This window comes from Phormidium sp. CCY1219 (assembly GCF_035615515.1).
In the GTDB taxonomy this organism is placed as follows: Bacteria; Cyanobacteriota; Cyanobacteriia; order Cyanobacteriales; family Laspinemataceae; genus CCY1219.
The window spans coordinates 1-23,082 of the sequence record NZ_JAJENT010000482.1; the positions used below are offsets into that span (position 1 = coordinate 1).

The following is a 23,082-nucleotide window of genomic DNA, read 5'->3' on the forward strand; positions in this document are numbered from 1 at the left end:
GGGCGAATTCCTCCCCATACATAAATGACAGGGGTTTCCATTCGCCCCCCTTACCAACCCCTAATTTTCGATGAAAATGATTAGCGCCAGTCGTCGGAGTGATATTCCCGCATTCTACTCCAAGTGGTTCCTCAACCGGATTCACGCTGGGTTCTGTCACTGGCTTAACCCCTTCAGCAGCAAGGTGTACCGCGTCTCGCTGTTACCAGAGGACTGTTTGGCGATCGCTTTTTGGACTCGCAACCCGAAACCCCTACTCCCACACCTGGATTTCCTACACCAGCAGGGTTATTGCTTTTACTTTCACTTCACGATTATCGGTTATCCAAAAATCATAGAAAGCCACAATCCGCCCCTGGAGGTATCCATCCAAACGTTCCAAGAATTGTCCCGGCGTCTTTCTCCCGATCGCGTGCAGTGGCGCTACGACCCCATTGTACTTAGCGACGCGACCCCGCCCTCTTATCACTTAGAACGATTCGACCTCCTCACTCGCCAGCTAGAAGGCTATACCCGACGCTGCTATTTTTCATTTGTTGACTTTTACGGCAAAACAGAACGCAACCTCGGTAAAGTTGCCCAAACGCATGGCGTAAAGTTTCAGCGCCCTTCCCTAGACGAAAAACGCTCACTGGTTGAGCAACTACGCGAGATTGCCAAACCCCGAGGAATCAAGTTATATTCCTGCTGCGAAGATGCGTTAATTGTGGAAGGTTTGGAAAAAGCGCATTGTATCGATATCGATATTATTAGAATGCTCAGATCCGATTCCGACCTGCGCCTCAAATCTGCCCCCACGCGCCAAGACTGTGGCTGTGTAGAATCAGTGGATATTGCTGCCTATGACACCTGTATTTTTGGCTGTAGCTATTGCTATGCCACCAATAAGCGTGACACGGCTTTAAAGCGATATCGCAGCCACGATCCGGAAGATACCGTACTGTGGAGACCCCCCAAACTACGCGGTGTCGATCTGACGACAAAAGAGCCAAAACCGAAGCAGCAGAAGAAAGTGAGGTCTGTTTCTCCTGTAGGAATTCAAAAAAGCCTGTTTGATTAAACATGCCCCGCGATCTCCCTTTGCTTCTGTGCCACTTTTTGCCCGCCCTACAGCGCGATCGCCCTTTAAATCTCTGTTGCCAAACAAGGGGTTTATCTCAGAGAGCGGGCAAAGTCTTTGGCTTTATTACCACAAATCTCTTCATTTGTCTACTCCCAATAGATTGGGTTTGAAAATCGCTGAAATTGCGGCAGCTCACCCGAAAAGCAGAATCACCTCTCCCCTGCCTCTCAGAATTTCCAACTCGGGCAAGATGACGATTATTCCCTTACCGTGAAAAAATTTACCTAGTCTCTCCCCGTTTGCGTGCAATTTAGGGGAGGGTAACATGTGATTTTATTGTAGAGGTAAGAGATGAATAGAAGTCAAAGAAAATTTACCCGGCCAAAAAACATTTTAGCAGCAAGTGGAGTTGTCCTGCTATCTTTTTTGTTTCCCCTTTCGGCAAGGGCTGCCAGTTTTAGCGAGATGTATGTATTCGGCGACAGCCTCTCCGATACGGGTAATTTATTTGAACAGACTGAGGGGCAAATTCCACCCAGTCCGCCTTACTTTAACGGACGTTTTTCTAATGGCCCGGTTTGGGTAGAATATCTAGCAGAGGATCTGAATTTAAGCGTTAATCCGCAAACAAATTTTGCCTATGGTGGTGCGACAACAGGAGAAACGAACGTTACTGTATCTCAGGCACCGGGATTGCTAGCCCAGATCGATAGCTTTACGAATCCCCCTGCATCCCTCGATCCCAACGCTCTTTATATTGTATGGGCCGGACCCAATGATTATCTGAATGCGGGCGTTACCGACCCCAGTCAATCCGTGGCTAATTTATCCACCGCGATCGCTTCTCTTGCCAATGATAAAGCCAAAAATTTCTTAGTCCCTAACCTGCCGGATTTGGGCAGTCTACCGCGCACGAAAAATACAGAAGTTTCCGATTCCCTGAATGACTTGACTCGGCTTCATAATGCAGGTTTAGCGGGGACGCTTAACAGTTTGGAGAATACTCTCCCTACGGATGTCAAGCTGACAAGTTTTGACGTGAATGCAATCTTCGATCGCCTTTTGAACGATCCGGCAAGTTTAGGGTTCACAAACGTCACCGAACCTTGCTTGAACTCACAGACGGGGGTTGCGTGCGATAATCCGAGTGAGTATGCATTTTGGGATGACATCCATCCCACCACAGCCTCGCACGAGAACCTGGGAGAATTCGCCTTTATGGCCCTGGAGAAGGAAGAACCCGCATCGGTTCCGGAACCTTTTTCTGGTATGGCAATATTAGGCTTCGGCGTCTTCGGTGCGGGTGCGATGCGCGATCGCAAACGCAAGCAAGTTCGCGCAATCCCACAAGAGGTTTCCGCGAAGGAGTAGGGTTTAGAGGAACCGAAAAATCAACTGTTTTCATGTCGGATCCCTACTTTTTCGCAGGGGCACCGTCAGCCGGAAATTGTCAAAGGGGTTTGAGATTAGCCGAGGTTTCCTGCAGGGGGAAGAAATGACCCAGCGGGCCTTGTCCGCCGCCTATACTTAAGGCGGCGTGCAGTGCCGAAGTGACGTAAGCTTTCGCACGGTTCGCTGCAGACCAACGATCGCACCCCAAGGACAAATTCGCAGCGATCGCCGCCGACAAGGTGCATCCGGTACCGTGAGTATTCTTTGTATCGACTCGCGCGGTTTTCAAGGTTTCCAGGCGATCGCCGTCGAACCACACATCCACACCGCACAATTCCCCGGCCATCCCCCCGCCTTTCACCAACACTGCTGGCACCCCCAACTGATGGATCCGTTGCGCCGCCGAGCGCATATCATCCAAAGTGTGAATTGTCAAGCCGCTGAGAATTTGAGCCTCATAGCGGTTGGGGGTGGCGATCGCCGCCAATGGCAGCAGGGATTCGCGCAACATCGCGATCGCCCCATCGTCGATTAACTGCGCCCCCGCCCGGGACACCATCACCGGATCCACCACCAGATTCGGCAACTGTAGCGCCTCCACCTGTTGCGCCACCGTCTGAATAATCTCCCGGTTCAGGAGCATGCCCGTCTTCACCGCTTGCACGCCAATATCCTTGACAACAGAATCAATTTGTGCTATGACCGCTGTCGGTGGCAGAGCATCCACCCGCGCCACCCCCAAGGTATTTTGCGACGTCACACAAGTGAGGGCGCTGGTGCCGTGGACACAGTGAAAAGCAAAGGTTTTCAAATCCGCCTGGATCCCCGCGCCGCCACCGCTATCCGAACCAGCGATCGTCAGCGCCACGGGAGGAGTTGAGAAAGCATTGACAGTCATTTGCGGATTGCTCCTACAGGATGCCGCTGTTGGCCAGCAGCAAGTTGTCAAACAAAAAAACAGACGTCAGGGTTGGGATTAGCGGGGAGAAAGCGATCGTGAAAAAACAACGGGCGATCGCCGCATCGCCCGTATTGCCCAAATATCCATCCTGCCCCAAAACCCAAGCCAAAACACCAGCCACCCCATTCGCGATCGGCCCAAAGGGGCGAACAGCCACTCCCCTAACGCGGAGGACGCCGCCGTTGGAGAAAATCGGGAATATCCAAACCCGGACCTTTCGGACGAGGTTCCGGAGTCGGAGTCGGCGGTGGAGTTGCGGCAGGTCTGCTTGGCGTCGGACGTTGAGGTTGGGGAACCGGCGTAACTCTAGCCGCCGGAGAGACACTTTGCGGTTCGGTAGAAAATCCAGTCGCAATCACCGTAATGCGGATTTCGCCTTGCAATCGTTCGTCAATCACCGCCCCGAAAATAATATTCGCGTTCGGATCCACCACTTCATAAACCGTTTCCGCCGCCGCATTCACCTCATGCAACGTCAGATCCGTACCGCCGGTAATATTAAACACGACCCCTTTCGCCCCTTCAATAGAAGATTCCAGTAACGGCGAAGAAATCGCCGCCAAAGCCGCTTCCCGGGCGCGAGACTTACCCGACCCCACACCAATCCCCATCAGAGCGGATCCGGCATCCGCCATCACCGCCCGCACGTCAGCGAAATCCACATTCACCAGACCCGGAATCGTAATGATATCCGAGATGCCCTGAACCCCCTGACGGAGGATATCATCCGCCACGCGGAACGCCTCTTGCACCGGCGTTTGTTCCGAAATCACCGACAGCAGCTTATCGTTCGGGATCGTGATTAAAGTATCCACGCGACTTTGCAGCGCCGCGATCCCTTCATCAGCTTGAGTCGTGCGACGACGACCCTCAAAAGTAAACGGACGAGTGATGACCCCGACGGTTAGCGCGCCCACCTCCTTAGCCGCTTCGGCCACAATGGGAGCGGCTCCCGTACCCGTACCACCGCCCATACCGGCGGTAATAAACACCAAGTCAGATTGTTCTAAAGCTTGAGTAATCTCATCGCGAGATTCCTCCGCCGCCTTCTGACCGATCGCCGGATTGCCGCCCGCGCCCAAACCGCGTGTCAATTTTTGACCGATTTGCAGGCGTTTGGTCGCAGAAGACTGCGCTAACGCTTGGGCATCGGTATTGACGCCCCAGAATTCGACGCCCGAGACTTCGCTCGCAATCATGCGGTTGACGGCATTGCACCCACCGCCGCCGACGCCAATCACTTTAATTTTGGCTACACTACTCGGCACAATATCGTTACTCCTGGATTCTTCCCCGGGGAGCCGGTTATCGCGATTCTGACCCAATATTAACCCTGTGTTGTTAAACGGATTGGAGTTGTCCACTGCCAAGGGAAATCCTGATTGTTCTTCAGAATGAGGGCTTTCATTTCCAACCCCTAGTTTACTATTAAGTGTCATTGGTATTGGGAATATTGAAATACAACTTCTAAATTTAAGGCAGTTCAAGGTCAACTATAGGCTAAGTTGTCCGAGAACACCAACCATACCAGTAAGAAATGCTGACAATTTGTCAAGGGGGGTCTGACCTTCCCGCCTGCCCCTGCCGGATCCAGGTGGCTCCAGCACCCTTGGCATGGGGCTGCATCCGCGCGGGCGTCGCGGATGCGCCAAGGGACAATTATCGGCGTTGCAAAGAAGGAGAATCCGGATCGCTCAGGTCAATGTAGGCAATCTGCCCCGGATCGATCCGATCCGGCAGTTGCCGCATTTGCGCCAACACATTGAGTTGAGTGGCAAAGCGAGAGCCGTAAGGACCGAGATGCACCGGTCCGATTTCGGTTTTCAAAATTAAATTGCTCGGATCTTGCCAATCGATCTCGTGAATTTTCAGCGGCGTCTGACGAATCGCGCGATAAACCTCAGCCCAGTAAGGGCGGTACTCCGCTGGATTGCCGATCGCCTTGAGCGACGGCAGTTGCAGACTGGTTTCGATCGCCGTATAGCTCTCTAGGGGCATCCACACCCCATTTTCATCGAGCAACCCCACCCTCGACTCGGTAGAGAGCGATTCGGATGCCGAATTGCCGTAGGTGGCGATCGCCACCGGATAGCGCTCTTGCACCTCCACCCTCAGTTGAGGCGGAAATAACTGACGCGACACCCGAGCCATCGCGATCGGGCCGGATGACTCCAACGCCTCAGCTAACGCTTGCGGGCGGACTTCTAACAGAAATTGCGGATAAGATAACGGCACCAGGGACCGAATCGCCTGCGCCGAGAGCAATTGATTACCGACGATCGCCACCTGAGTCGGTTGGCGAATCACCCATCCCGGTAATGTGGTTGCCCAAATCAATCCTCCCGTCAGCGCGCTCACCGCCAACAATTGCCAACTGCGCTGAAACGCTTTTATCCGGGCGTTGCGCCGCAACTGACGACGGCGACGCGCTAATTCAGACTGAGAGACTGATTGGATGGTACCCATCTTTACCTCTCATTTATGCTAATTACAGCTCATCATACGGTGTTTAAACATTAATCCTGGTTTATCGTCATCTCCCTAACCAATGGGTTGGGAGTCGATCTCTATCTCCACCAACCAAACGCGATCGCACTGATCTAGGATGAACATTTTTGCTCAAAAATCACACAGGGCGATCGCCCCATCTTTCTTTCAAAACGCTAAAGCTCTATTTTACCGTTACCTGACGCCCCAAACCTCCACGGGAGCAATGCCCTTGCAACTCGCTTTGCAGACGCTTCGGCTTCGCCACCCCAGCTTGTTGGCGATCGATGCGCCATCCACTGGAAAATCCTTCTGGTATCATCCGGGCATCCGGGCGCGATCCCTGCTTAATGTATTTATGCCTGAGTTTGTCGAGAAACCTATCACCATCAGCAGGTTTCGAGATCTCAGAGCCACCTATACTTGACAAGGAAAACGCCATTTGGGAGTTTAGACGCCGATGAAATTAGATTTACCGCGATTTTTTAAAGCCTGTAACCCAAGCAAAACCCTCGACATGAGCAATCAGGAGGATCGGCAATACTATATCGATTTTTCCTCGGTCCGAGGAGGCAACATCATTCGCGAATTGGGACGCACCATCTCTTTGCTGTCTGGAGATGAGCCGACTTGCCAACTCTTTACCGGACATATCGGTTGCGGAAAGTCCACCGAGCTGTTCCGCCTCAAAAAAGAGTTAGAAGAACAAGGATTTCACGTGGTCTATTTCGAATCTTCCCATGATTTGGATATGGCTGATGTGGATATCACTGAAATCTTGCTCAGCATTGCTCGTCAGGTCTCCGAAAGCTTGGAAGAGTCTCAAATCACTCTGCAACCCAAACATGGCTTTAAGGATTTACTCCAAGGTGCCGCTGAGATGTTGCAAACTCCTATCGAACTGACCGGCGAAGCCTCGATTCCCGGTGTTGGCACGTTTAATGCCAGTTCCGAGGGAGAATTCGGCTTTTCCCTTCCCGGCGGGATTGGCTCGATTACCGCGAAAGCCAAACATAGCCCCAAACTGCGCCATCAACTGCGACAATATCTCGAACCCCGAACAAATAATATTTTAGAAGCAATTAATACTGAGTTACTCGAACCGGCCAATGAGTTGCTTAAGCAGCAAGGAAAAACCGGTCTGGTGGTTATTGTGGATAATCTCGACCGGGTTGACAGTTCTCGCAAACCCTCGGGTCGCACTCAACCAGAATATTTATTTGTCGATCGCGGCGAACAACTGCGGAAACTCAGTTGCCATATGGTTTACACTATTCCTCTGGCTCTGATTTTCTCGAACGATCTCGGCAGATTGAGTTCTCGCTTTGGCGTTAAACCAAAAGTGTTGCCAATGGTTCCAGTTCACTCTCGCGATGGCAATATGTTTGACAAGGGCATGAATCTGCTCAGACAAATGGTCCTCGCCCGCGCTTTTCCTTATGTGGCACCCACTGAACGTCTCAGTCTAATCGATTTCGTCTTCGATACCCCAGAAACTTTGGATCGTCTTTGTTGTGTCAGTGGCGGCCACGTGCGGAATTTACTCGGTTTGCTTTATAGCTGTTTGCAACAACAAGACCCGCCTTTCTCTCGTCAGTGTCTCGAAAATGTGATTAAGGAATACCGCGATGACCTGATTGCTGCTATTACTGATGATGAGTGGGAATTATTGTTCCAAGCGTTGCAACAGGGCAGTGTCCGGGGAGATGAAGATTATCAAATTTTGCTGCGAAGCATGTTTTTATTTGAATACCGCGATCGCGATGGCCGCTGGTATTGGATTAATCCGGCTTTGGCAGAAGCCGCTAAGTTTAAAACTTGGCAAACCCGTCAGGGTTGAGGGTTGAATATTAACCCCTCTTTTCGGCTTTGGCGTCTGAAAAAATCCTCAGAATACTTCTTCAATCCGCGCTTTGGCAAAACCGTTATTTTGCCCTCTCTCTCATATGGCGCGTCTTCTCTCCCCATCCCCATCCTCCCCCCCCAATTCTTTCCCCCGAAAAGTCTTTAACTGTGGGGATATTTTTGCTACCTCGTTCGGGCAGTTATTATCCCCTCGTGGCACGCTTTTTAACGCCACGAGGGGCTTGCCAATTCGACAATCCAGGCGTTACTAGCATCAGCAGCTGCTATTTCCGGTTGTTTTTACAACAAACAAACCCTTTATATCCACTTATTGAAACGTTTTTGGCAAATTTTATCACCTTTTTTCCCCTCCATTCATACAGTCTGGTAAATTTATTCACTCCATTGAAATATACACTAACAAAATCGGCGAAATAAGGAAATTTGTACCAGACAAAATCTCCCGGAACCCGCTTAGAAATTCGCCCCTGGTAAAATTTTCACCTTCCTAACGACGATCGCCGCCAGCCTCCACCAGATATCCGCTTGAAAACTTAGCTTAACAATCCGAGGGTTTTCCCTTGTAAGTTCCCCCTTGGGGAATCATAATGAACTCAGTAAACAAACGGGAAAAATTCGCGGATTTCCGATGATGTGGCGGAATTTGCTCCCGGTTGAGGGGGATAAGCCTATCCCCGGATAGAAGACAAAGCGGTTAAAGTGTAGTAAAAACAAAGCCCCGGGAGGGTTAATCCCCAGGGGGATTTTCAAATCATTGAGGTAGAACAACAACGAACTGATTCCCCACAGGGGCAGGGAATGACACCGCACAGTTAGCAAAAATATGCAAGTATCCCCCGCGATCGCCCCATAAAACTGGCACAGACTTACATCCCCCTGCTGCCCCTAAAGCCACCCCAGACGACGATCTGCCTCTCCCAAACTGGCGGCGGCGGTTCGCCCCCTATTCAGGGTTAAAATTTCCCCTCTTGATTGTCACGCTTCCCGCCCTAAATCCGCCCTTTCAATCTCCCCAGAATGCAAAGAGAGAAAGGCATTTTTAACGAAACGCGGTTTTTCCCAAATTGCGGCAACAATTTCTCCAAAATCGCGTCTGATTGTCCCGAATAAATGTCGAATAGCCATCCCTGAATAACCTGATTTTTGGGTCAAAATTTTATCTGACGAAAAAGTAATATTGCACAATTGTGACGGCTGAACAACTGGCTCTTTTATTCATCCAATGGCGAACTTTCTCGGTACCATCAAACCATAATCTCAACCAAGTATCCTGCGATCCAACTCGATCCGATGTTGACCAATGAAGTGTTGACGACCTGGAATTCATATTCCAATCAATCCGTGAAAAGCCGTAAATTGTATTGCAGAAAAGCCGAGGATAATTTTTTGTAAAATTAACGCTTCTATTATAATATGGATGACAAAAGGAAACTGAAAAAATGCAATGGAGAGACAAAATTCGCACCATAGCCAAGACGAGCAATATGAAAAGCAGGGTTCGGATTGAACCGTTGAACATTAGTAAGGGAGGCTGTTTGCCAACCAAGCTCGCTCGTGGAATGGCGCAACTGGGCCATCTTCAATCAGAGCCTATCTGGCTGTGTCAATAAGGATGAAACGACCGAAGCCAGGATAAAACTGCTCCAGAGGTTTGACGATTGGATCTAAAACGCGCTCGAGAATCCACCTCCATTTGAACTCGGGAGAGAAATTCAAGACAAGCGACGATCGCAGTCAAATCGGGAGCCAAGATCCGCCAGCACAGTAGTTAGCTGTCAAGCGGAATTTTACAATCTGCAACACTTTAGGTGTCCCACAGCACGGTTCGGGGATCGCAAAGCTTGGAACTCAGATGCTAAGAATGGCACGAAAGTGATGGCAACAGTAAAATACCATAACGAACAAGGGTGCTGGTTTGGTAATAATTTGGCTTTTGTGCAAAGCAGAACAACAGAAGAGATGACAGACCCGCACCGACCTAATGAGATAGCCATTTATAACGATCGCTCCTTGCAAACCACAATCAGAGCGATCGCCTTGTCCCAAGGGCACTTTTCTCTGATTTTGGTGCGGTGCAACTATACCGCTTTGCAAGCCCAAATGGTCGCTCGCCTCAAACAACTGTGTCGAGAGGATCCCAAATTGCGCCAGAATTCTCTGGTGTCTGTGGTTCTACCGCCCACCGCCACCAGCCTTTACACCCCCATTCGCGAAGCCCTCTCGGATAAAGCGCCCTCAGCCGTAATAATATTTGGCTTAGACTCGGCGATCGCCATCCCCCAGCTACTCGCTTCGAGCAATCAAGTCCGCGATGAGTTTCGCAAAAACTTTCCCTTCCCCCTCGTCTTGTGGGTCACCGAAGAAGTCTTAGCCTCCCTGATTCGCTTTGCACCGGACTTCAAAAGCTGGGCGGCGACCTCGATTAAATTTGAAATGCCCACGCAGCGCTTGCTCGAACTACTCGAGCGAGAAGCCCGGGACCTGTTAGAACGACTGTTATTGACCCTGAGCGCAGAAAGTGGATACCAGTGGTGTCACCCCTCCCCCACCGCCGCGCGCAAAGAAATCGAATCGGCACTCAAAGATTTGCACAGTCGTGGCGTCATCCTGGATCCCGACTTAGAAGCCAGCGTGCAGTTCGTCTTAGGGCGAGATGATTTTTGCCGCGATCGCCTCGATAGCGCCTTCACCCACTATCAACACAGCCTGAGAATTTGGCAGCCGAGAGCCGAACGCGAACTGGCTGAGCTCTCCCCCCAACCCCCGGAAGAGACGCAAAATCTGGCGTCTTACCCCTCGCGCTGGGGCATCTTACTATTTCACCTCGCCCTACTCCATTGTCGCAATGCACAATTACATCAAGCCCAAAGCCAACAACATTGGCAACAAGCGCGAAATTGCCTGCAACAGTGCATCGACATTTTTGTGCCGCAGCAACAGCCCTCTCCGGTGGCGAATTTTCTCCCCCTGCTGTGCGAAGTGCTGACCCATTTAGAACAGTGGGACGAACTGCAACAACAGGCGGAAAAAGGCTTGCACCTGCATCAACACCAGCCGGTGCAGTTAGCCCGCGACTATGGATTTTTGGCGCAAGTGGCACAGGCTCGCCATCAGTGGAATCCGAGCCAGGAATTCGCTCAATCCGCCATTGAAACCTTAGCGGCGGCACCTATCCCCCAGCGACAGGATCGGGGGTTGTATCTTTATTTGCTGGCGCGCGCAATGGTGAAAGATGCCGCTTCTCGGGATACCTCGATCCGTCGATCGCCCAAACGCCCGGGGGCGCGATCGCAACTCCTTCCCTCCCAAGACGTCATTTCTATCCTTCATCTGGCTCGGGTGGAGGCGGATCCGGCGCGGGATCCGCAACTTTACCTCTCCATTCTCAAGCTGCTGCGATCGCTTTACTTCGACGCACAAAACTATCTCGAAGCCTTTCACATTAAACTCGAACTGCGGGCGATCGAAACTCTCTACGGGTTCCGCGCTTTCATTGGCGCGGGTTTGCTGCAACCGCAAACTGCTTCCCCCAACGACCCCAAACCGTCTTTTCCCCCACCTCAATTTGCCTGGGACGATGCTCCCGCACCCCCACAAGTTCTCGCCGCCGCCGGTCGTCAGCAAGATGTGGAACGCTTGCTAGAACGGATGAATCGTGCGGATAAAAAGCTGACCATTCTTTATGGAGATTCCGGGGTCGGAAAGTCCTCTTTGGTTCATGCAGGTCTGGTTCCGGCCCTGCAAAGACGTTCCCTGGGCGATCGCATCGCTTTGCCGATTATCGTTCGCTCTTACACCGATTGGATGGGAACCCTCTCCCGCGACCTCCAGGAAGCGGTGCGCCTCTCTTTTCCCGCTTTGGCAGAGTCCCCCCCCCATGACGATAGCCCCTCCGAGTCTGAATCTACCGCCTCGGCGGCGATCGCTCAATTGCGTGGCCACATCGACCGCAATCTGATCGTGGTCCTCATTTTCGACCAATTTGAAGAATTCTTTTTTGTCAACAAATCCCCACAAAAAAGACGGGAATTTTATGACTTTTTGAAAACCTGCCTCGACATTCCCTTTGTCAAGGTTATCCTCTCGTTACGAACGGACTTTTTATATTATCTCCTCGAATGCGAACGATTTTGCGAACTCGATGCCATTAATAACGACATCCTCAGCAAAGAAATTCGCTATCATCTGGCCGACTTTTCGCAAGACCAAGCCCGGGAAGTCATTAACACCTTGACCGAACGCTCTCAATTTTACTTAGAAAGCGAATTAATTGATGCATTGGTCAAGGATTTAGCTAGCGAAATGGGACAGGTCAGACCGATTGAACTACAGCTCGTCGGTGCCCAATTACAAGATGAAGAAGAACCCATTACCACCCTGGAACGCTATCAGCAACTCGGCGCAAACCCAAAAGAAATCTTAATCGGACGTTCCCTAGTACAAGTGGTTCGCGATTGCGGTCCGCAACAGGAAAAAAATGCGTGGGAACTCCTGTACGGTCTGACGGATGAAAAAAACACCCGCCCGCTGAAAACCAAAGAAGAATTAGCCACCGCCGCCAACATGCAAGGTGATAAACTAGACTCCATCTTGCAAATCCTCGAAGGAGCTGGTCTGGTCTTTACCCATCGGGAAGAATCCGGCGATCGCTATCAACTCGTCCACGATTATCTCGTTTACCCGGTTCGTCAAAAATACGAAACAGACTTTGGGCCAGAAGCTCGTTTGCTCAAAGCGGAAGAAGCCAAAAAAATGACTCAAGTAGAACTGGAAAAAAGCAATCAAATCCTCAAGAACCAACGGGGATGGCTGGCTTTTGCGGTATTCCTACTCGCTATAGCTGGAACCTTTGCCCTGGTCAAAAAAGAACAGGCCAATATCAGCGTGGAAAACGCTCAAATTACTGCCATTAGTGCCTCCAGCGAAGCCCTGTTTGTTTCCAATCGAGAATTTGATGCCCTGATGGAAAGTTTGCGCGCGTGGCGAGAACTCAAACAGGCCCAAAACCCGGATGCGGAAACTAAAATTCGCGTCATCGCTGCTCTCCAACAAGCCGTGTATGGCGTGAAAGAACGCAATCGCCTGGAAGGTCATGGCGCAGAAGTGTGGAGCGTCAATTTCTCCCCAGATGGCGAATTAATCGTTTCCGGGGGCAACGACAATAAGGTGCAACTCTGGAATCGCAACGGCAAAAAACGCGCTACGTTTGTAGACCCTTCTTTGCCTGAGGAAGATGGCATCAGTCACGCCCAAGAAGTCACCAGTGTTAGCTTTTCTCCCAACAGTCAGCTCATTGCTTCCGCCAGTCGCGATCGCACGGTTAAACTCTGGCACCGAGATGGTACCCTTCTCCACACCCTCACCGGCCATCAAAATAGCGTCTATAGCGTCAGTTTCTCCCCGGATGGCAAATTGGTGGCTTCCGCCAGTCACGACAAAACTATCAAACTCTGGCGTACCTCGGACGGCAGTTTGGTCAATACGTTGGTCGGTCACGGGGAGTCGGTTAACTGGGTTACGTTTAGTCCGGATGGGGCGTTCATCGCTTCGGCTTCCGATGACAAAACGGTGAAACTCTGGCGACGAGATGGCACCCTGGCGAGAACTTTCCCGCCACACGAGGATTGGGTGACGGTGGTCGTTTTTAGTCCCGATGGCACTCATCTGGTCTCTGCTGGCGTAGATCGCACCATCCGCGTCACTCCCCTGAATGGCACTGGGGTCAAAAGTTGGAAAGCTCACGAGGATATGGTGTTTAGTCTCAGTTTCAGTCCGGATGGGGAGTTTTTTGCCTCTGCTTCTGATGACAATACGATTAAACTCTGGAAACTCGATGGTACCCTGGTCAAAACCCTCCAGGGTCACAGCGGTCGCGTCACTACTGTGAATTTTAGTCCCGATGGCACCACGTTGGCTTCTGCTAGTTTTGATAAAACGGTCCGCCTCTGGAGACTCAAGGATAAGGATCGGTTTTTGAAGATGTTGGCCGGCCAGGCGGGACACCAGTCTCGCGTCACTAGCGTGAGTTTTTCCCCGGATGGAGAATCGATCGCTTCGGGAAGTTGGGACAATACGGTGAAACTCTGGCATCCAGATGGAACTGGCGATGCGGAGGAGGTGATGACGTTAAGCGGGCCTGAGGGTCATACCGGTCGCGTGTTTCGGGTGAGTTTCTCTCCGGTGGACCCGTTGATTGCTTCCGCATCTCAAGATTGTACGGTGAAAATTTGGAGCAGTCGCGATGGACGACTGTTGAAAACGTTGGTGGATCCTAGTTTGGGGGATGCGGTGGCTTCGGAGGACTGCGGTTCGCTTCAAAGTCACAGCGATCGCATCTATGCGGTGAGTTTTTCTCCGGACGGTCAGTACATTGCTTCGGGTTCTCGCGATCGCACGGTGAAAATTTGGCGCTTGGATGGCACTTTAGTCAAAACTCTCGAAGGTCACGGCGATCGCGTCAATAGTGTGGCGTTCTCTCCCCGTGGAAATTTGCTCGCTTCCGCATCGGACGATCGCACGGTTAAACTCTGGAGTCTTGATGGTCGCTTGCTGCAAACTTTGGCCGGATCTAACCCCCATCAATCCTACGTCACTAGCGTGACTTTCTCTCCTGACGGTCAGTTGGTGGCTTCGGCAAGTTGGGACAATACGGTGAAAATCTGGAACCTGGACGGGACTTTGGCTAAAACCCTTTTGCAAGGCTATAGCGATAGTGTGGAAAGCGTGACGTTTTCTCCCGATGGTCGTCTCCTCGCTTCGGCAAGTTGGGATAATACGGTAAAACTTTGGAGTCTCAAAGACGGAACCCTACTCAAAACCCTCCAAGGTCATACCTCTGGGGTCCTCGATGTCACCTTTAGTCCCGATGGTAAAACTATTGCTTCGGCGGGGGATGACCATGCGGTGATTCTCTGGAATCTGGATCTGGAGGATTTAACCCGCCGCGCTTGTACTTGGTTGCACGATTATCTGCAATACTCGAATAATATCAGCAGTCGCGATCGCACCCTTTGCGAGGAAACTCTCAAGGAACAACGGTTTCAAAACAATTCTTCCCCAAATCCCCTGGAAGAACTGTTTTGACCCGGGTGGCGATCGCCCCCTCCCGGCGTTTGGGGAACCCTCAATTCCCCTCTGCCTCGACTCGCTTTTTCATCTAAACTATCCATTCTCTTCTCTGACTGATGTCCGATTTACCCCCTCTCAATACCGATACCCTCTGGGATATTATTCACGATAAAATTGACGATGCCACTACCAATCATTTGGTCTGGCATTATTTGGGCTATCGCTATGATGACTCTACTCAAACCTGGGACGCCACTCAGGTAGACCCTGCTTGGCGCGAGGCTTATCCAGAACCTCCGGATTTTATCGCCAGCCGACCGGCAACCGTTAAATTAACTCGCTCTATTCCTAAAGAAAATAAGCAGTTGCTCAAAGAACAGTTGGGCTTTACCGGCTATAAAGTGGGCGAATTGGTTCCCCGTCTCACCCGTCGCGCAACAATGGTGAATTGGTTGTTAAGTTATTTAAAAGACAATTCCCAGTAACCCGCTGATAACCGTTTATCGCCCGGTTTGACCTCCTTTATATCCCGTTTTCCCAGGCGTCAGCCTGGGAAACCATATCAGCCAAAACCATACCAATCTTGCCTCAATTTTAACTCGATTATTCTCCTATTTGGAAACAAAAATAATCCAACTAAATAAAACTTAGGGAGATGGCATAGCCCTGTGTTAATTGTAGGGTGCGTTACCCCCCCAAAGCTAATAAATGGGCAAACTGTACGATAGTCTTGGGGGGTAACGCACCCACGCAATATAGCTGATTAAAATCCGAATAAGGGTAACAATTTAATATGCAATTTAGGTGAAAAATTGTAGGAGAGAGGGCAGTGGAATGGTGCGGGAAAACTTGAGTATTTGTACTTAGGTGAGTTTGGCGATCGCGCGTCTAGGGATGAGCTAGCCAGTCTTGCGGGTCTCGCCGCATCCCTAATTTGCAGGGGGAGGAAATTTGAGGGAATTGCGATTGACGGGGTTGGCGCTGGATGCGTAATATTAAGGGAAGGTAAAAACTGTAAACAATTATTAAGTTTCTGAGGGAACGGCGTTCAACCCCGTTAAGCAACACCACTCCCGAGAGCAAACCCGAAACTGTTATAGAGCCTGAAATGCAAAAGCTATTCTCCAAAAGACTGCTAATATCGGTCGCCGCCTTGCTTCTGAGTGTAGTCACTTGGGCGATCGCGCCAAATCCTGCCGGTGCTTACGAGAACCCGGATTTACTCCCCGAGGTGCAAACCCCCATCATCGACCTGGCGAACTCCCTAACCAACGTTCAAAAAGAAAACCTCATCCAAGAACTCGAGGACTTTGAAGCCGAAACCGGCTGGAAACTGCGGGTCTTAACCCAATACGATCGCACCCCGGGTCGTGCGGTGAAAGACTACTGGGGTCTCAACGATCGCAGCGTGTTGATGATTGCCGACCCTCGGGGAGGCAACCTGCTGGGGTTCAATGTCGGCGACGAACTCTATCCCCTCCTCCCGCGCACCTTCTGGATCGAACTGCAAACCCGCTACGGCAATCAATTCTTCGTCCGCGATAACGGTGAAGACCAATCCATCCTGCAATCCTTGCACACCATCGAATCCTGTCTGCGTGAGGGGGGATGCCGCGTGGTGCCCGGATTGCCCCGGGAACAGTGGATCCTCACCCTGATCACCGCCACACTCGGTGGCATCGTCTTCGGATTTGCGGGTCAACCGCGCAAAGAAAGACAAGCCTTTTCCTGGCAATGGGCACTGATGTTCTCGCCACTGTGGGGAATTTTGTTTCTCGCCTTCGGCATCGGTCCGGTGGTCTCTCGTACCTCGGATTGGTTGCCACTGCTTCGCAATATCCTCGGGTTCCTCATTGGTGCCTTAGCGGCTTATCTGACCCCGATGTTGGGTCGCTCTTCGGCGTCGGAAACCTAACCCCAGGGGGAATGTGCAGATGAGAGGTGCGGGTTAAGCTGGAAGCGCCTCACCCCCCTTCACTCTCTGCTGGTTTCTACTCCGAAGCGGTTTTCCCATCCTGGTTGACGGTGACGGAATACGCTCAAGTTGAGGGTGGGACCTTCCGGTTTGACGGCGAAAACCAAGGTGGGATCGCCATGACCGGTCAGGGTTTTTTGTAGATCGCCGCTGTCAATATCCCACAGTTTGATCGTTTTTTCCATGCTGCCACTGGCCAGGGTTTTGCCATCTTCACTCATGGCCACGGCGCGCACTACCCCGGAATGGGCGGCGATCGCCCGCACTAAATTCCCCTGCCGCAAATCCCAAATTTTTACCATCCCATCTTGGGACCCACTGACGAGCATTTCCCCGTTAGGACTAATGGCCAGGGAAATCACGGCATCGCTATTCATCGGGAAACTACGAATCAATTGGCCGGTCTGTATGTCCCACAATTTGAGCTGTTTGTCAATTCCCCCACTGACCAAAAATTCTCGTTTCGGCCCGATGGCGATCGGTCGAATGGTGCCGGCATGGGCGGCAATGCTCTGGATCCGTTCGCCGCGATCGAGATTCCAAATGTTGATGCTGCCGTCATATCCGCCACTGACGAGCAATTCTCCATCTTCGCTGATGGCGATCGCGCTAACCCCACTGGTATGTCCGGGAAGGGTACGAACAAACTCTCCACTTCCCTTGTGCCATTCATTTAATGTCCGTTCCGTACTGCCACTGGCGAGGGGTTGCCCCCCACTACCAGCAGATTGCGGATAAAATGACCAGGAATGTCCGCCTAACGCTTGAGTTAATTCCCCATCCCTCAATTTCCACAGCTTGATGGTGCCGTCATAACTTCCGCTGGCGACGGTCTGTCCATCGGCACTAATCCCGACGGGATAAACGTAGCTGGAGGCTCCTTTGAGGATATGCAACCATTGCGAAGCACCCACTTGCGTTTTTTGCGATTGCACGTAGGCGGCGAGTCCACCGGCATAAAGCAATCGATCGAGGGTCACGCAAATGCGACGCTCTTCCCCGGCGATCGCCTCGGTGGGCAAAAAACCAGCTAAAATCACCGGGTACTCTTCTCTCGTCTCGACGATCGCTTCTGGGATCCAAATCAATGCCACCGCTGCATGATTTTCCATCTTTTCTCGCTCGAGAATCCACTCGAGCCGATCGCACCCACCTCCGATCGCGGCAACCTGCACCTTGATTTGGGGATTCTCTTCCAAGGCTAAACTGTCGTTAACTTGGCAGGTTAGTGCCGGTCGCGGATCCACCTGCAAGGTTAACCCTTCTACGCAATGGGCGATCGCTTCCACCCCTAACTGATGGCGCAAGCGATCGCGAAAAATTTCTCCTACTGGCACGGATTGCTCGCAATGCAGCACTTTCTTCCGACAAGTGGCGCGAATCTTTTTCAACCACCCATCGGAAACGGTGACCACTTCACTATGAAGCCCTTGGGTTTCGCAATGCAGCAGGTTGCTTCGATCCTGTTTTAGCCGTTTTACAAAATCCGCTTGTTGGAATTTCAGCGGGGTCGTCCAGTCCATCAGTCGCTTTTCTCGCTCTCCCCAAAATTTTACAGTGTTGCTTTGATTCCCATCCATCCGACTCCAGATCCAGGCGTCGGCGATCGCCGGATTGGTATTGCGTTAACCTTACACCCCGAATGAAAAATGGGCGATTTTTCGCTTCGCCCATCCCTCGCGCTGAGTTTCCTACCCCTGTTAATCCAGATGGTCTTGGTCCATTTCTTCCAGCGCTATGGGTTCGTCTCAGCCGCGATCTCAGCATGTCCACCATCGTCTGAATTTCGAGGGGCGGTGGCGGGGTCAGGCGCGACACGACCAAGGTCACTGCAAAGTTAATTACCATGCCCACGGTACCAATGCCTTCCGCAGAAATACCGAAAAACCACGGATCGAGTCCATAAAATTTTACGCTCAAAATGTAGCCAAAGGTAAAGATACAGAATAAATGAAATTAAAACAAATAGGGTGGTCCAAGCTTCTACGGACATAATCTAATCTCTCCGGTGGATGTCGTATTTGCGATCGAGTTTGTCCATTGCGATGGCATAAATGAAAATTAGCACCACAAACACATAAATTGACCCCTGCTGCGCTATCCAAAATCCCAAGGGGACTTGTCCAATCTGAAAGTTGTTCAGGGGTTCGACTAGCAAAATGCCGCAAATTAGGGACACGAATGCCCACACGAGTAACAGATTCCGAATTAAGGCTTTGTTGGCACGCCAATAGGCGCGTCTTTGCTCTCGATCCATAGTCGGGTCTCAATTCCACGGAATAAATGTCGTGTCATCAGCATACATGGCGGCTGTCTTTGGCGCTAGGGGGTCGGGATCGCTTTGACTTCCATCTGTCGGGCACCCACCGTCACTCCCGCAGGCAAGCGGGTGAGTGCGATCCCAGGTTGGCCAGTTTATCTTTTGTGCTTGCTTTTCTCCGCACTCCCTACCGGGGATCGTGGCGATCGCCCCGGTTTTTTACTCTGAAAATAGGCGCTCTTTCCTTTCTTCTCCCTGTTTGCTTTTCCTTTCATAAGTTTTAGTTGTATCCCCCATCGCCCTTTTTTATTGGAACCCATACAGGGCTAGCAAACATGGGATTTTTGCTTGGCAACAGTTTTGCGGTTACCATTAATACAATTGAGGTTCCGGAAACGGCACAAGGACCCCTCTGTGACCCACTCTAGAAATTGGCACCGGGTAATTTTACGGAAACAATCTCCGTATTATTACGGTAGTTAGCTGCACGCCGTGAGGACTCACCCAGCAGGCGATCGCAGTTTAAGGGCGATCTCAGTCACAGCTAGCCTACTCCCCTAGCGGCTATAACCCTTATAAGACAATAGTTGTGGGTCATGTTAAGAAATGTAAACAAAATTTTATGAAAAAATGTTGCAATCGCTTGATTTACCTGCTAAGGTGTGTATGGGGTAAGTCCGCTCTATGCTCTTATCTAGGAGATGTACCCACTATGCTCTACATCGATTCGGTTGGCTTGGTAACAGATTGATTCGAGGTGTGACCACCAGCTATGTTCTCCAATCCTTCTGTTTCAAGGCATTTTAAGGATGCCTGAGAAATTGCTGGGTTGATGTTTTTGAACGCCGGGAGAAACTTCGCGTCGGAAACTCAATCGCCTCTCCATCGTCTGGATACCCAAACCTATCGTTTGGCAAAAAATTCACGGACAACCCGTTTCGGGTATGTATAGAAGAAAGAGGTTCATTGGCAAAAATTGGTCAATTGTCATTGGTCATTGGTCATTGGTCAATAGTCAATAGTCATTGGTCATTGGTCAATAGTCATTGGTCATTGGTACTCCTTCAAAGGACAAAGAACAAATGACAAAGGACAAATGACAAACGACAAATAACCAACGACAAAATTACCGAGTTTGGTCTGATTCGGACAAGTTTAATTTCACTGCACTTGTCTCATCTGTGCAACAAGACGTCCCGATCTTGCGGGCGGCGTGCTGAGAATTTAGGGTGTGAGAAAACTATCGCCTCAGTACCGAATCGTTGTGGGATGAGAGCTGATTTATGGAGGTTTTGAGGATGATAATTCAAGGAAAAATTGCTCTGATTACTGGCGCTTCTCGTGGCATTGGGCGCGCGATCGCTTTGGAATTTGCGGAACAAGGTGTAAGTCGGTTGATTTTAGTGGCCCGGGATCGCAAAAAATTGGCCGAAGTGGCAGGGGAAATCGAAGCACGGGGCGTGCAAGTGGCAACCCTGGCGCTGGATCTCACCAAGTCGGCGGATGTGAATATCGCGATCGCCCAAGCATGGCGGTCCTATGGTCCGATTGACTTGCTGATTAATTGCGCTGGGGTGGCACACCAAACCCCGTTTTTACAGTCGAGTTCCCCCAAAGTACAAGAAGAACTCTCCCTGAATATCATGGGAATGTACGAAATCACCCGCGCGATCGCCAAACGCATGGCAAGCCAAAAGTCGGGGGCGATCGTCAATGTATCGAGTTTGATGGGAAAAGTGGCTGCTCCCACAATGTCTACCTACTCGGCAACTAAGTTCGCGATTTTAGGCTTCACCCAAGCGTTGCGCGGGGAATTGGCAGCACATAACATTAAAGTGATGGCGTTGCTACCCACCCTGACGGATACGGATATGGTGAGAAATCTCGACTTGTTTCGCTGGGTGGTACCGATGACGCCACAGGAGGTGGCAAAGGCGCTGGTGGCAGGTTTGGAGAAAGACTCGCCGGAAATTTTGGTGGGGTGGCAAAGTCATTTGGCAGTGTGGTGCAATCGCATCGCCCCCGGATTGCTGAATAAAATCCTGTTGATGGCAGCACCTTTGTCAAAACGGAGGGCAAACCGCGATCGCCACTTGAGGGAAGCAACCGCAACCTCTCGCTAAAATGAATAGCCAAGAGGAGTCTGTTGAGGCTCCTCTTCGCAGTGGTGTGTTACCCGAAAGGAGGAGACAATGGAGACTCAGCAGCACCCAATATTGCAGCAAATCGCCGATCGCGCGATGGAATTGGTACATGCGGAAACTGTGGTGGTGGCGATCGCCGAATCTGACGGCGAAATCGTCCACTATGCCGCCGCCTTGGGCAAATATGCTGAGGCAATCCGGGGGAAACGCGGGGCGTCGGCAACTTCCGGGTTGTGCGGTACGGCGTTTGCCGGCAACAATCCGGTATTAGTCTGTCAGACACAGGGGGATCCGCGAGTGCGACAGGATTGGGCACAATCGTTGGGAATTACCACTGCTTTGGCAGTGCCTTTGTATGACGCGGGAGAACTGGTGGGGGCGCTGATGGCGCTCAATCGTCGCGATCGCCAGGCGTTTGACGCGGCGGCGGAGCAAGTTTGGGCAGATTACGCCCCGGAAGCGGCATCGCGGGTTCGGGATTATTTGGCAGCGATCGCCTAGGGCAATTACCAATGCGATTCGCCTTAAAATATCCCGATGTTCCGCCTGCATATCTACAGTTTTATCTGTGGTTTTCTCAAACTTGGCATCCGCCAAATTATAACTTAGCTAATTTGGCAAAATTGACTATTCCCTAATTCCCTGCTTAAATGAATGTAGCGAACTAACTCCCATTCCCAACTTGCGATTTAAAAGAGCACTCATGGCAACTGCTAGTTACACGCAACTCAATTTATTCGACCCTCCAGATCTCCCCTACACTCCTCCACCGGAGACAATCCCCCAGAACCCCACCACAACAGTTATCGAACTGTTTGCTGGGGCAGGCGGTTTAGCACTGGGATTGGAAAAAGCCGGATTAAAAGCAAAAACATTAATTGAAATTGACAAAGATGCCGTAGCCACCCTACAACACAACCGCTCGCACTGGAATGTCATTCATTCAGATATCTCTCGAGTGTCATTTGCAGGCATGAGTGCAGATGTGGTAACAGGTGGATTTCCCTGCCAAGCGTTTAGCTATGCTGGCAAAGGGTTAGGTCTCGAAGATACCCGGGGCACTCTTTTTTATGAGTTTGCTCGTTGCGTTCGACAAGTGCAACCCAAACTTTTTCTGGCTGAAAATGTCCGAGGTTTAATTAGCCATCAAAACGGCAAAACTTTAGAAGCCATTCTCTCGGTTTTAGCATCTCTCGGATACCAGGTTCAGTATCGCTTACTCAATGCCGTAAACTACGATGTCCCCCAAAAGCGAGAAAGAGTCATCATTATTGGAACTCGCCATAACATTCGCTTTCAATATCCCGAACCTTCCCCAAAAATTCTGACCCTCACAGATGCTTTGAAAGATGTTCCTCCTTCTGACGGGGTGAAATACAGCCCGAAAAAAGCGGCTGTCTTAGCGTTGGTTCCGCCTGGAGGGTGCTGGCGAGATTTGCCGGAAGAAATCCAAAAAAGCTATATGATGAAAAACTACTATTTAAGTGGGGGTAAAACGGGCATAGCTCGCCGAATTTCTTGGGATGAGCCAAGTTTGACCCTGACAACTTCCCCTTCCCAAAAACAAACCGAACGCTGTCATCCGGAAGAAACCCGACCTTTCACCGTTAGGGAGTATGCCAGAATTCAATCTTTTCCCGATGATTGGGAGTTTATCGGTGGCATAAATTCCCAGTACAAACAAATTGGCAATGCGGTTCCGGTGAATTTTGCCTATCACCTCGGTCGAGGAATTTTACATGCTTTATAGACGGAAACGATTACAGAATAATAAGCGATGAAAATCGCGCCGATACCCGGCAATCCTGCGCTGACGCCGAGTAATAATGCTTTTTACAGGTATTCCTTAAACCTCGATATTATATC

At 50.8% G+C, this 23,082-nt stretch carries 17 protein-coding genes; 9 read left to right on the forward strand and 8 right to left on the reverse strand.

Translation table 11 applies throughout. From position 1 onward, the window contains the following. The first annotated feature begins 70 nt into the window (after window positions 1-70). On the forward strand, window positions 71-1,060 hold the full coding sequence (locus LKK83_RS12355) for a DUF1848 domain-containing protein (RefSeq protein WP_324631444.1): 990 nt from the start codon (window positions 71-73) through the stop codon (window positions 1,058-1,060). 354 nt (window positions 1,061-1,414) lie between these two features. Next, window positions 1,415-2,434, forward strand: a complete 1,020-nt coding sequence (locus LKK83_RS12360) for an SGNH/GDSL hydrolase family protein (RefSeq protein WP_324631446.1) — start codon at window positions 1,415-1,417, stop codon at window positions 2,432-2,434. Window positions 2,435-2,513: 79 nt separating this feature from the next. Here LKK83_RS12360 and thiD read toward each other — a convergent pair whose 3' ends face one another. The 5 genes from thiD to LKK83_RS12385 all read right to left on the reverse strand — a co-directional run bounded on the left by thiD (window position 2,514) and on the right by LKK83_RS12385 (window position 6,225). Beyond that, window positions 2,514-3,353 (reverse strand): bifunctional hydroxymethylpyrimidine kinase/phosphomethylpyrimidine kinase, encoded by an 840-nt coding sequence (thiD, locus tag LKK83_RS12365; protein ID WP_324631447.1) that lies wholly within the window; start codon window positions 3,351-3,353, stop codon window positions 2,514-2,516. 13 nt (window positions 3,354-3,366) lie between these two features. After that, window positions 3,367-3,573 carry a hypothetical protein gene (locus LKK83_RS12370; protein ID WP_324631448.1) on the reverse strand — a complete coding sequence of 69 codons (207 nt, stop codon included), beginning with the start codon at window positions 3,571-3,573 and terminating at the stop codon, window positions 3,367-3,369. A gap of 4 nt (window positions 3,574-3,577) precedes the next feature. Further along, window positions 3,578-4,855: a cell division protein FtsZ gene (gene ftsZ, locus LKK83_RS12375; protein ID WP_324631449.1), complete on the reverse strand. Its 1,278-nt coding sequence runs from the start codon at window positions 4,853-4,855 to the stop codon at window positions 3,578-3,580. Between the two features lie 220 nt (window positions 4,856-5,075). Then, complete coding sequence (locus LKK83_RS12380) at window positions 5,076-5,882, reverse strand: cell division protein FtsQ/DivIB (RefSeq protein WP_324631450.1); 807 nt, start codon at window positions 5,880-5,882, stop codon at window positions 5,076-5,078. A gap of 205 nt (window positions 5,883-6,087) precedes the next feature. Then, window positions 6,088-6,225, reverse strand: coding sequence for a hypothetical protein (locus tag LKK83_RS12385; protein ID WP_324631451.1), 138 nt, complete (start codon window positions 6,223-6,225; stop codon window positions 6,088-6,090). 138 nt (window positions 6,226-6,363) lie between these two features. On the opposite strand from LKK83_RS12385, the gene LKK83_RS12390 reads away from it, so the two are divergent. Then, entirely contained in the window at window positions 6,364-7,743 is a 1,380-nt protein-coding gene (locus tag LKK83_RS12390) for a P-loop NTPase fold protein (protein ID WP_324631452.1), read from the forward strand. A gap of 1,001 nt (window positions 7,744-8,744) precedes the next feature. Here the strand turns inward: LKK83_RS12390 and LKK83_RS12395 are convergent. Further along, window positions 8,745-8,954 carry a hypothetical protein gene (locus LKK83_RS12395; protein WP_324631453.1) on the reverse strand — a complete coding sequence of 70 codons (210 nt, stop codon included), beginning with the start codon at window positions 8,952-8,954 and terminating at the stop codon, window positions 8,745-8,747. A gap of 690 nt (window positions 8,955-9,644) precedes the next feature. Here LKK83_RS12395 and LKK83_RS12400 point away from each other — a divergent pair. The 3 genes from LKK83_RS12400 to LKK83_RS12410 all read left to right on the forward strand — a co-directional run bounded on the left by LKK83_RS12400 (window position 9,645) and on the right by LKK83_RS12410 (window position 16,752). Then, entirely contained in the window at window positions 9,645-14,852 is a 5,208-nt protein-coding gene (locus tag LKK83_RS12400) for an nSTAND1 domain-containing NTPase (RefSeq protein ID WP_324631455.1), read from the forward strand. A 101-nt stretch (window positions 14,853-14,953) separates the two neighbouring features. Continuing rightward, entirely contained in the window at window positions 14,954-15,322 is a 369-nt protein-coding gene (locus LKK83_RS12405; RefSeq protein WP_324631456.1) for a DUF1823 family protein, read from the forward strand. Between the two features lie 623 nt (window positions 15,323-15,945). Then, window positions 15,946-16,752, forward strand: coding sequence for a TPM domain-containing protein (locus LKK83_RS12410; protein WP_324631457.1), 807 nt, complete (start codon window positions 15,946-15,948; stop codon window positions 16,750-16,752). A gap of 59 nt (window positions 16,753-16,811) precedes the next feature. Here LKK83_RS12410 and LKK83_RS12415 read toward each other — a convergent pair whose 3' ends face one another. Both LKK83_RS12415 and LKK83_RS12420 read right to left on the reverse strand, forming a co-directional pair. Continuing rightward, complete coding sequence (locus LKK83_RS12415) at window positions 16,812-18,392, reverse strand: WD40 repeat domain-containing protein (protein WP_324631458.1); 1,581 nt, start codon at window positions 18,390-18,392, stop codon at window positions 16,812-16,814. Window positions 18,393-18,808: 416 nt separating this feature from the next. Next, window positions 18,809-19,069, reverse strand: a complete 261-nt coding sequence (locus LKK83_RS12420) for a DUF4212 domain-containing protein (RefSeq protein ID WP_324631459.1) — start codon at window positions 19,067-19,069, stop codon at window positions 18,809-18,811. Between the two features lie 1,301 nt (window positions 19,070-20,370). On the opposite strand from LKK83_RS12420, the gene LKK83_RS12425 reads away from it, so the two are divergent. The 3 genes from LKK83_RS12425 to LKK83_RS12435 all read left to right on the forward strand — a co-directional run bounded on the left by LKK83_RS12425 (window position 20,371) and on the right by LKK83_RS12435 (window position 22,966). Further along, complete coding sequence (locus LKK83_RS12425) at window positions 20,371-21,195, forward strand: SDR family NAD(P)-dependent oxidoreductase (protein ID WP_324631460.1); 825 nt, start codon at window positions 20,371-20,373, stop codon at window positions 21,193-21,195. A gap of 69 nt (window positions 21,196-21,264) precedes the next feature. After that, on the forward strand, window positions 21,265-21,717 hold the full coding sequence (locus LKK83_RS12430; RefSeq protein ID WP_324631461.1) for a GAF domain-containing protein: 453 nt from the start codon (window positions 21,265-21,267) through the stop codon (window positions 21,715-21,717). Between the two features lie 202 nt (window positions 21,718-21,919). Then, window positions 21,920-22,966, forward strand: a complete 1,047-nt coding sequence (locus tag LKK83_RS12435; RefSeq protein ID WP_324631462.1) for a DNA cytosine methyltransferase — start codon at window positions 21,920-21,922, stop codon at window positions 22,964-22,966. Window positions 22,967-23,082: the final 116 nt, after the last annotated feature.

Bases quoted from the DNA above. Each gene is read 5' to 3' on its own strand.
- LKK83_RS12355 (WP_324631444.1), top strand. From the start codon at position 71: ATGAAAATGATTAGCGCCAGTCGTCGGAGTGATATTCCCGCATTCTAC.
- LKK83_RS12360 (WP_324631446.1), top strand. From the start codon at position 1,415: ATGAATAGAAGTCAAAGAAAATTTACCCGGCCAAAAAACATTTTAGCA.
- thiD (WP_324631447.1), bottom strand. From the start codon at position 3,353: ATGACTGTCAATGCTTTCTCAACTCCTCCCGTGGCGCTGACGATCGCT.
- ftsZ (WP_324631449.1), bottom strand. From the start codon at position 4,855: ATGACACTTAATAGTAAACTAGGGGTTGGAAATGAAAGCCCTCATTCT.
- LKK83_RS12380 (WP_324631450.1), bottom strand. From the start codon at position 5,882: ATGGGTACCATCCAATCAGTCTCTCAGTCTGAATTAGCGCGTCGCCGT.
- LKK83_RS12385 (WP_324631451.1), bottom strand. From the start codon at position 6,225: ATGATACCAGAAGGATTTTCCAGTGGATGGCGCATCGATCGCCAACAA.
- LKK83_RS12390 (WP_324631452.1), top strand. From the start codon at position 6,364: ATGAAATTAGATTTACCGCGATTTTTTAAAGCCTGTAACCCAAGCAAA.
- LKK83_RS12400 (WP_324631455.1), top strand. From the start codon at position 9,645: ATGGCAACAGTAAAATACCATAACGAACAAGGGTGCTGGTTTGGTAAT.
- LKK83_RS12405 (WP_324631456.1), top strand. From the start codon at position 14,954: ATGTCCGATTTACCCCCTCTCAATACCGATACCCTCTGGGATATTATT.
- LKK83_RS12410 (WP_324631457.1), top strand. From the start codon at position 15,946: ATGCAAAAGCTATTCTCCAAAAGACTGCTAATATCGGTCGCCGCCTTG.
- LKK83_RS12415 (WP_324631458.1), bottom strand. From the start codon at position 18,392: ATGGATGGGAATCAAAGCAACACTGTAAAATTTTGGGGAGAGCGAGAA.
- LKK83_RS12420 (WP_324631459.1), bottom strand. From the start codon at position 19,069: ATGGATCGAGAGCAAAGACGCGCCTATTGGCGTGCCAACAAAGCCTTA.
- LKK83_RS12425 (WP_324631460.1), top strand. From the start codon at position 20,371: ATGATAATTCAAGGAAAAATTGCTCTGATTACTGGCGCTTCTCGTGGC.
- LKK83_RS12430 (WP_324631461.1), top strand. From the start codon at position 21,265: ATGGAGACTCAGCAGCACCCAATATTGCAGCAAATCGCCGATCGCGCG.
- LKK83_RS12435 (WP_324631462.1), top strand. From the start codon at position 21,920: ATGGCAACTGCTAGTTACACGCAACTCAATTTATTCGACCCTCCAGAT.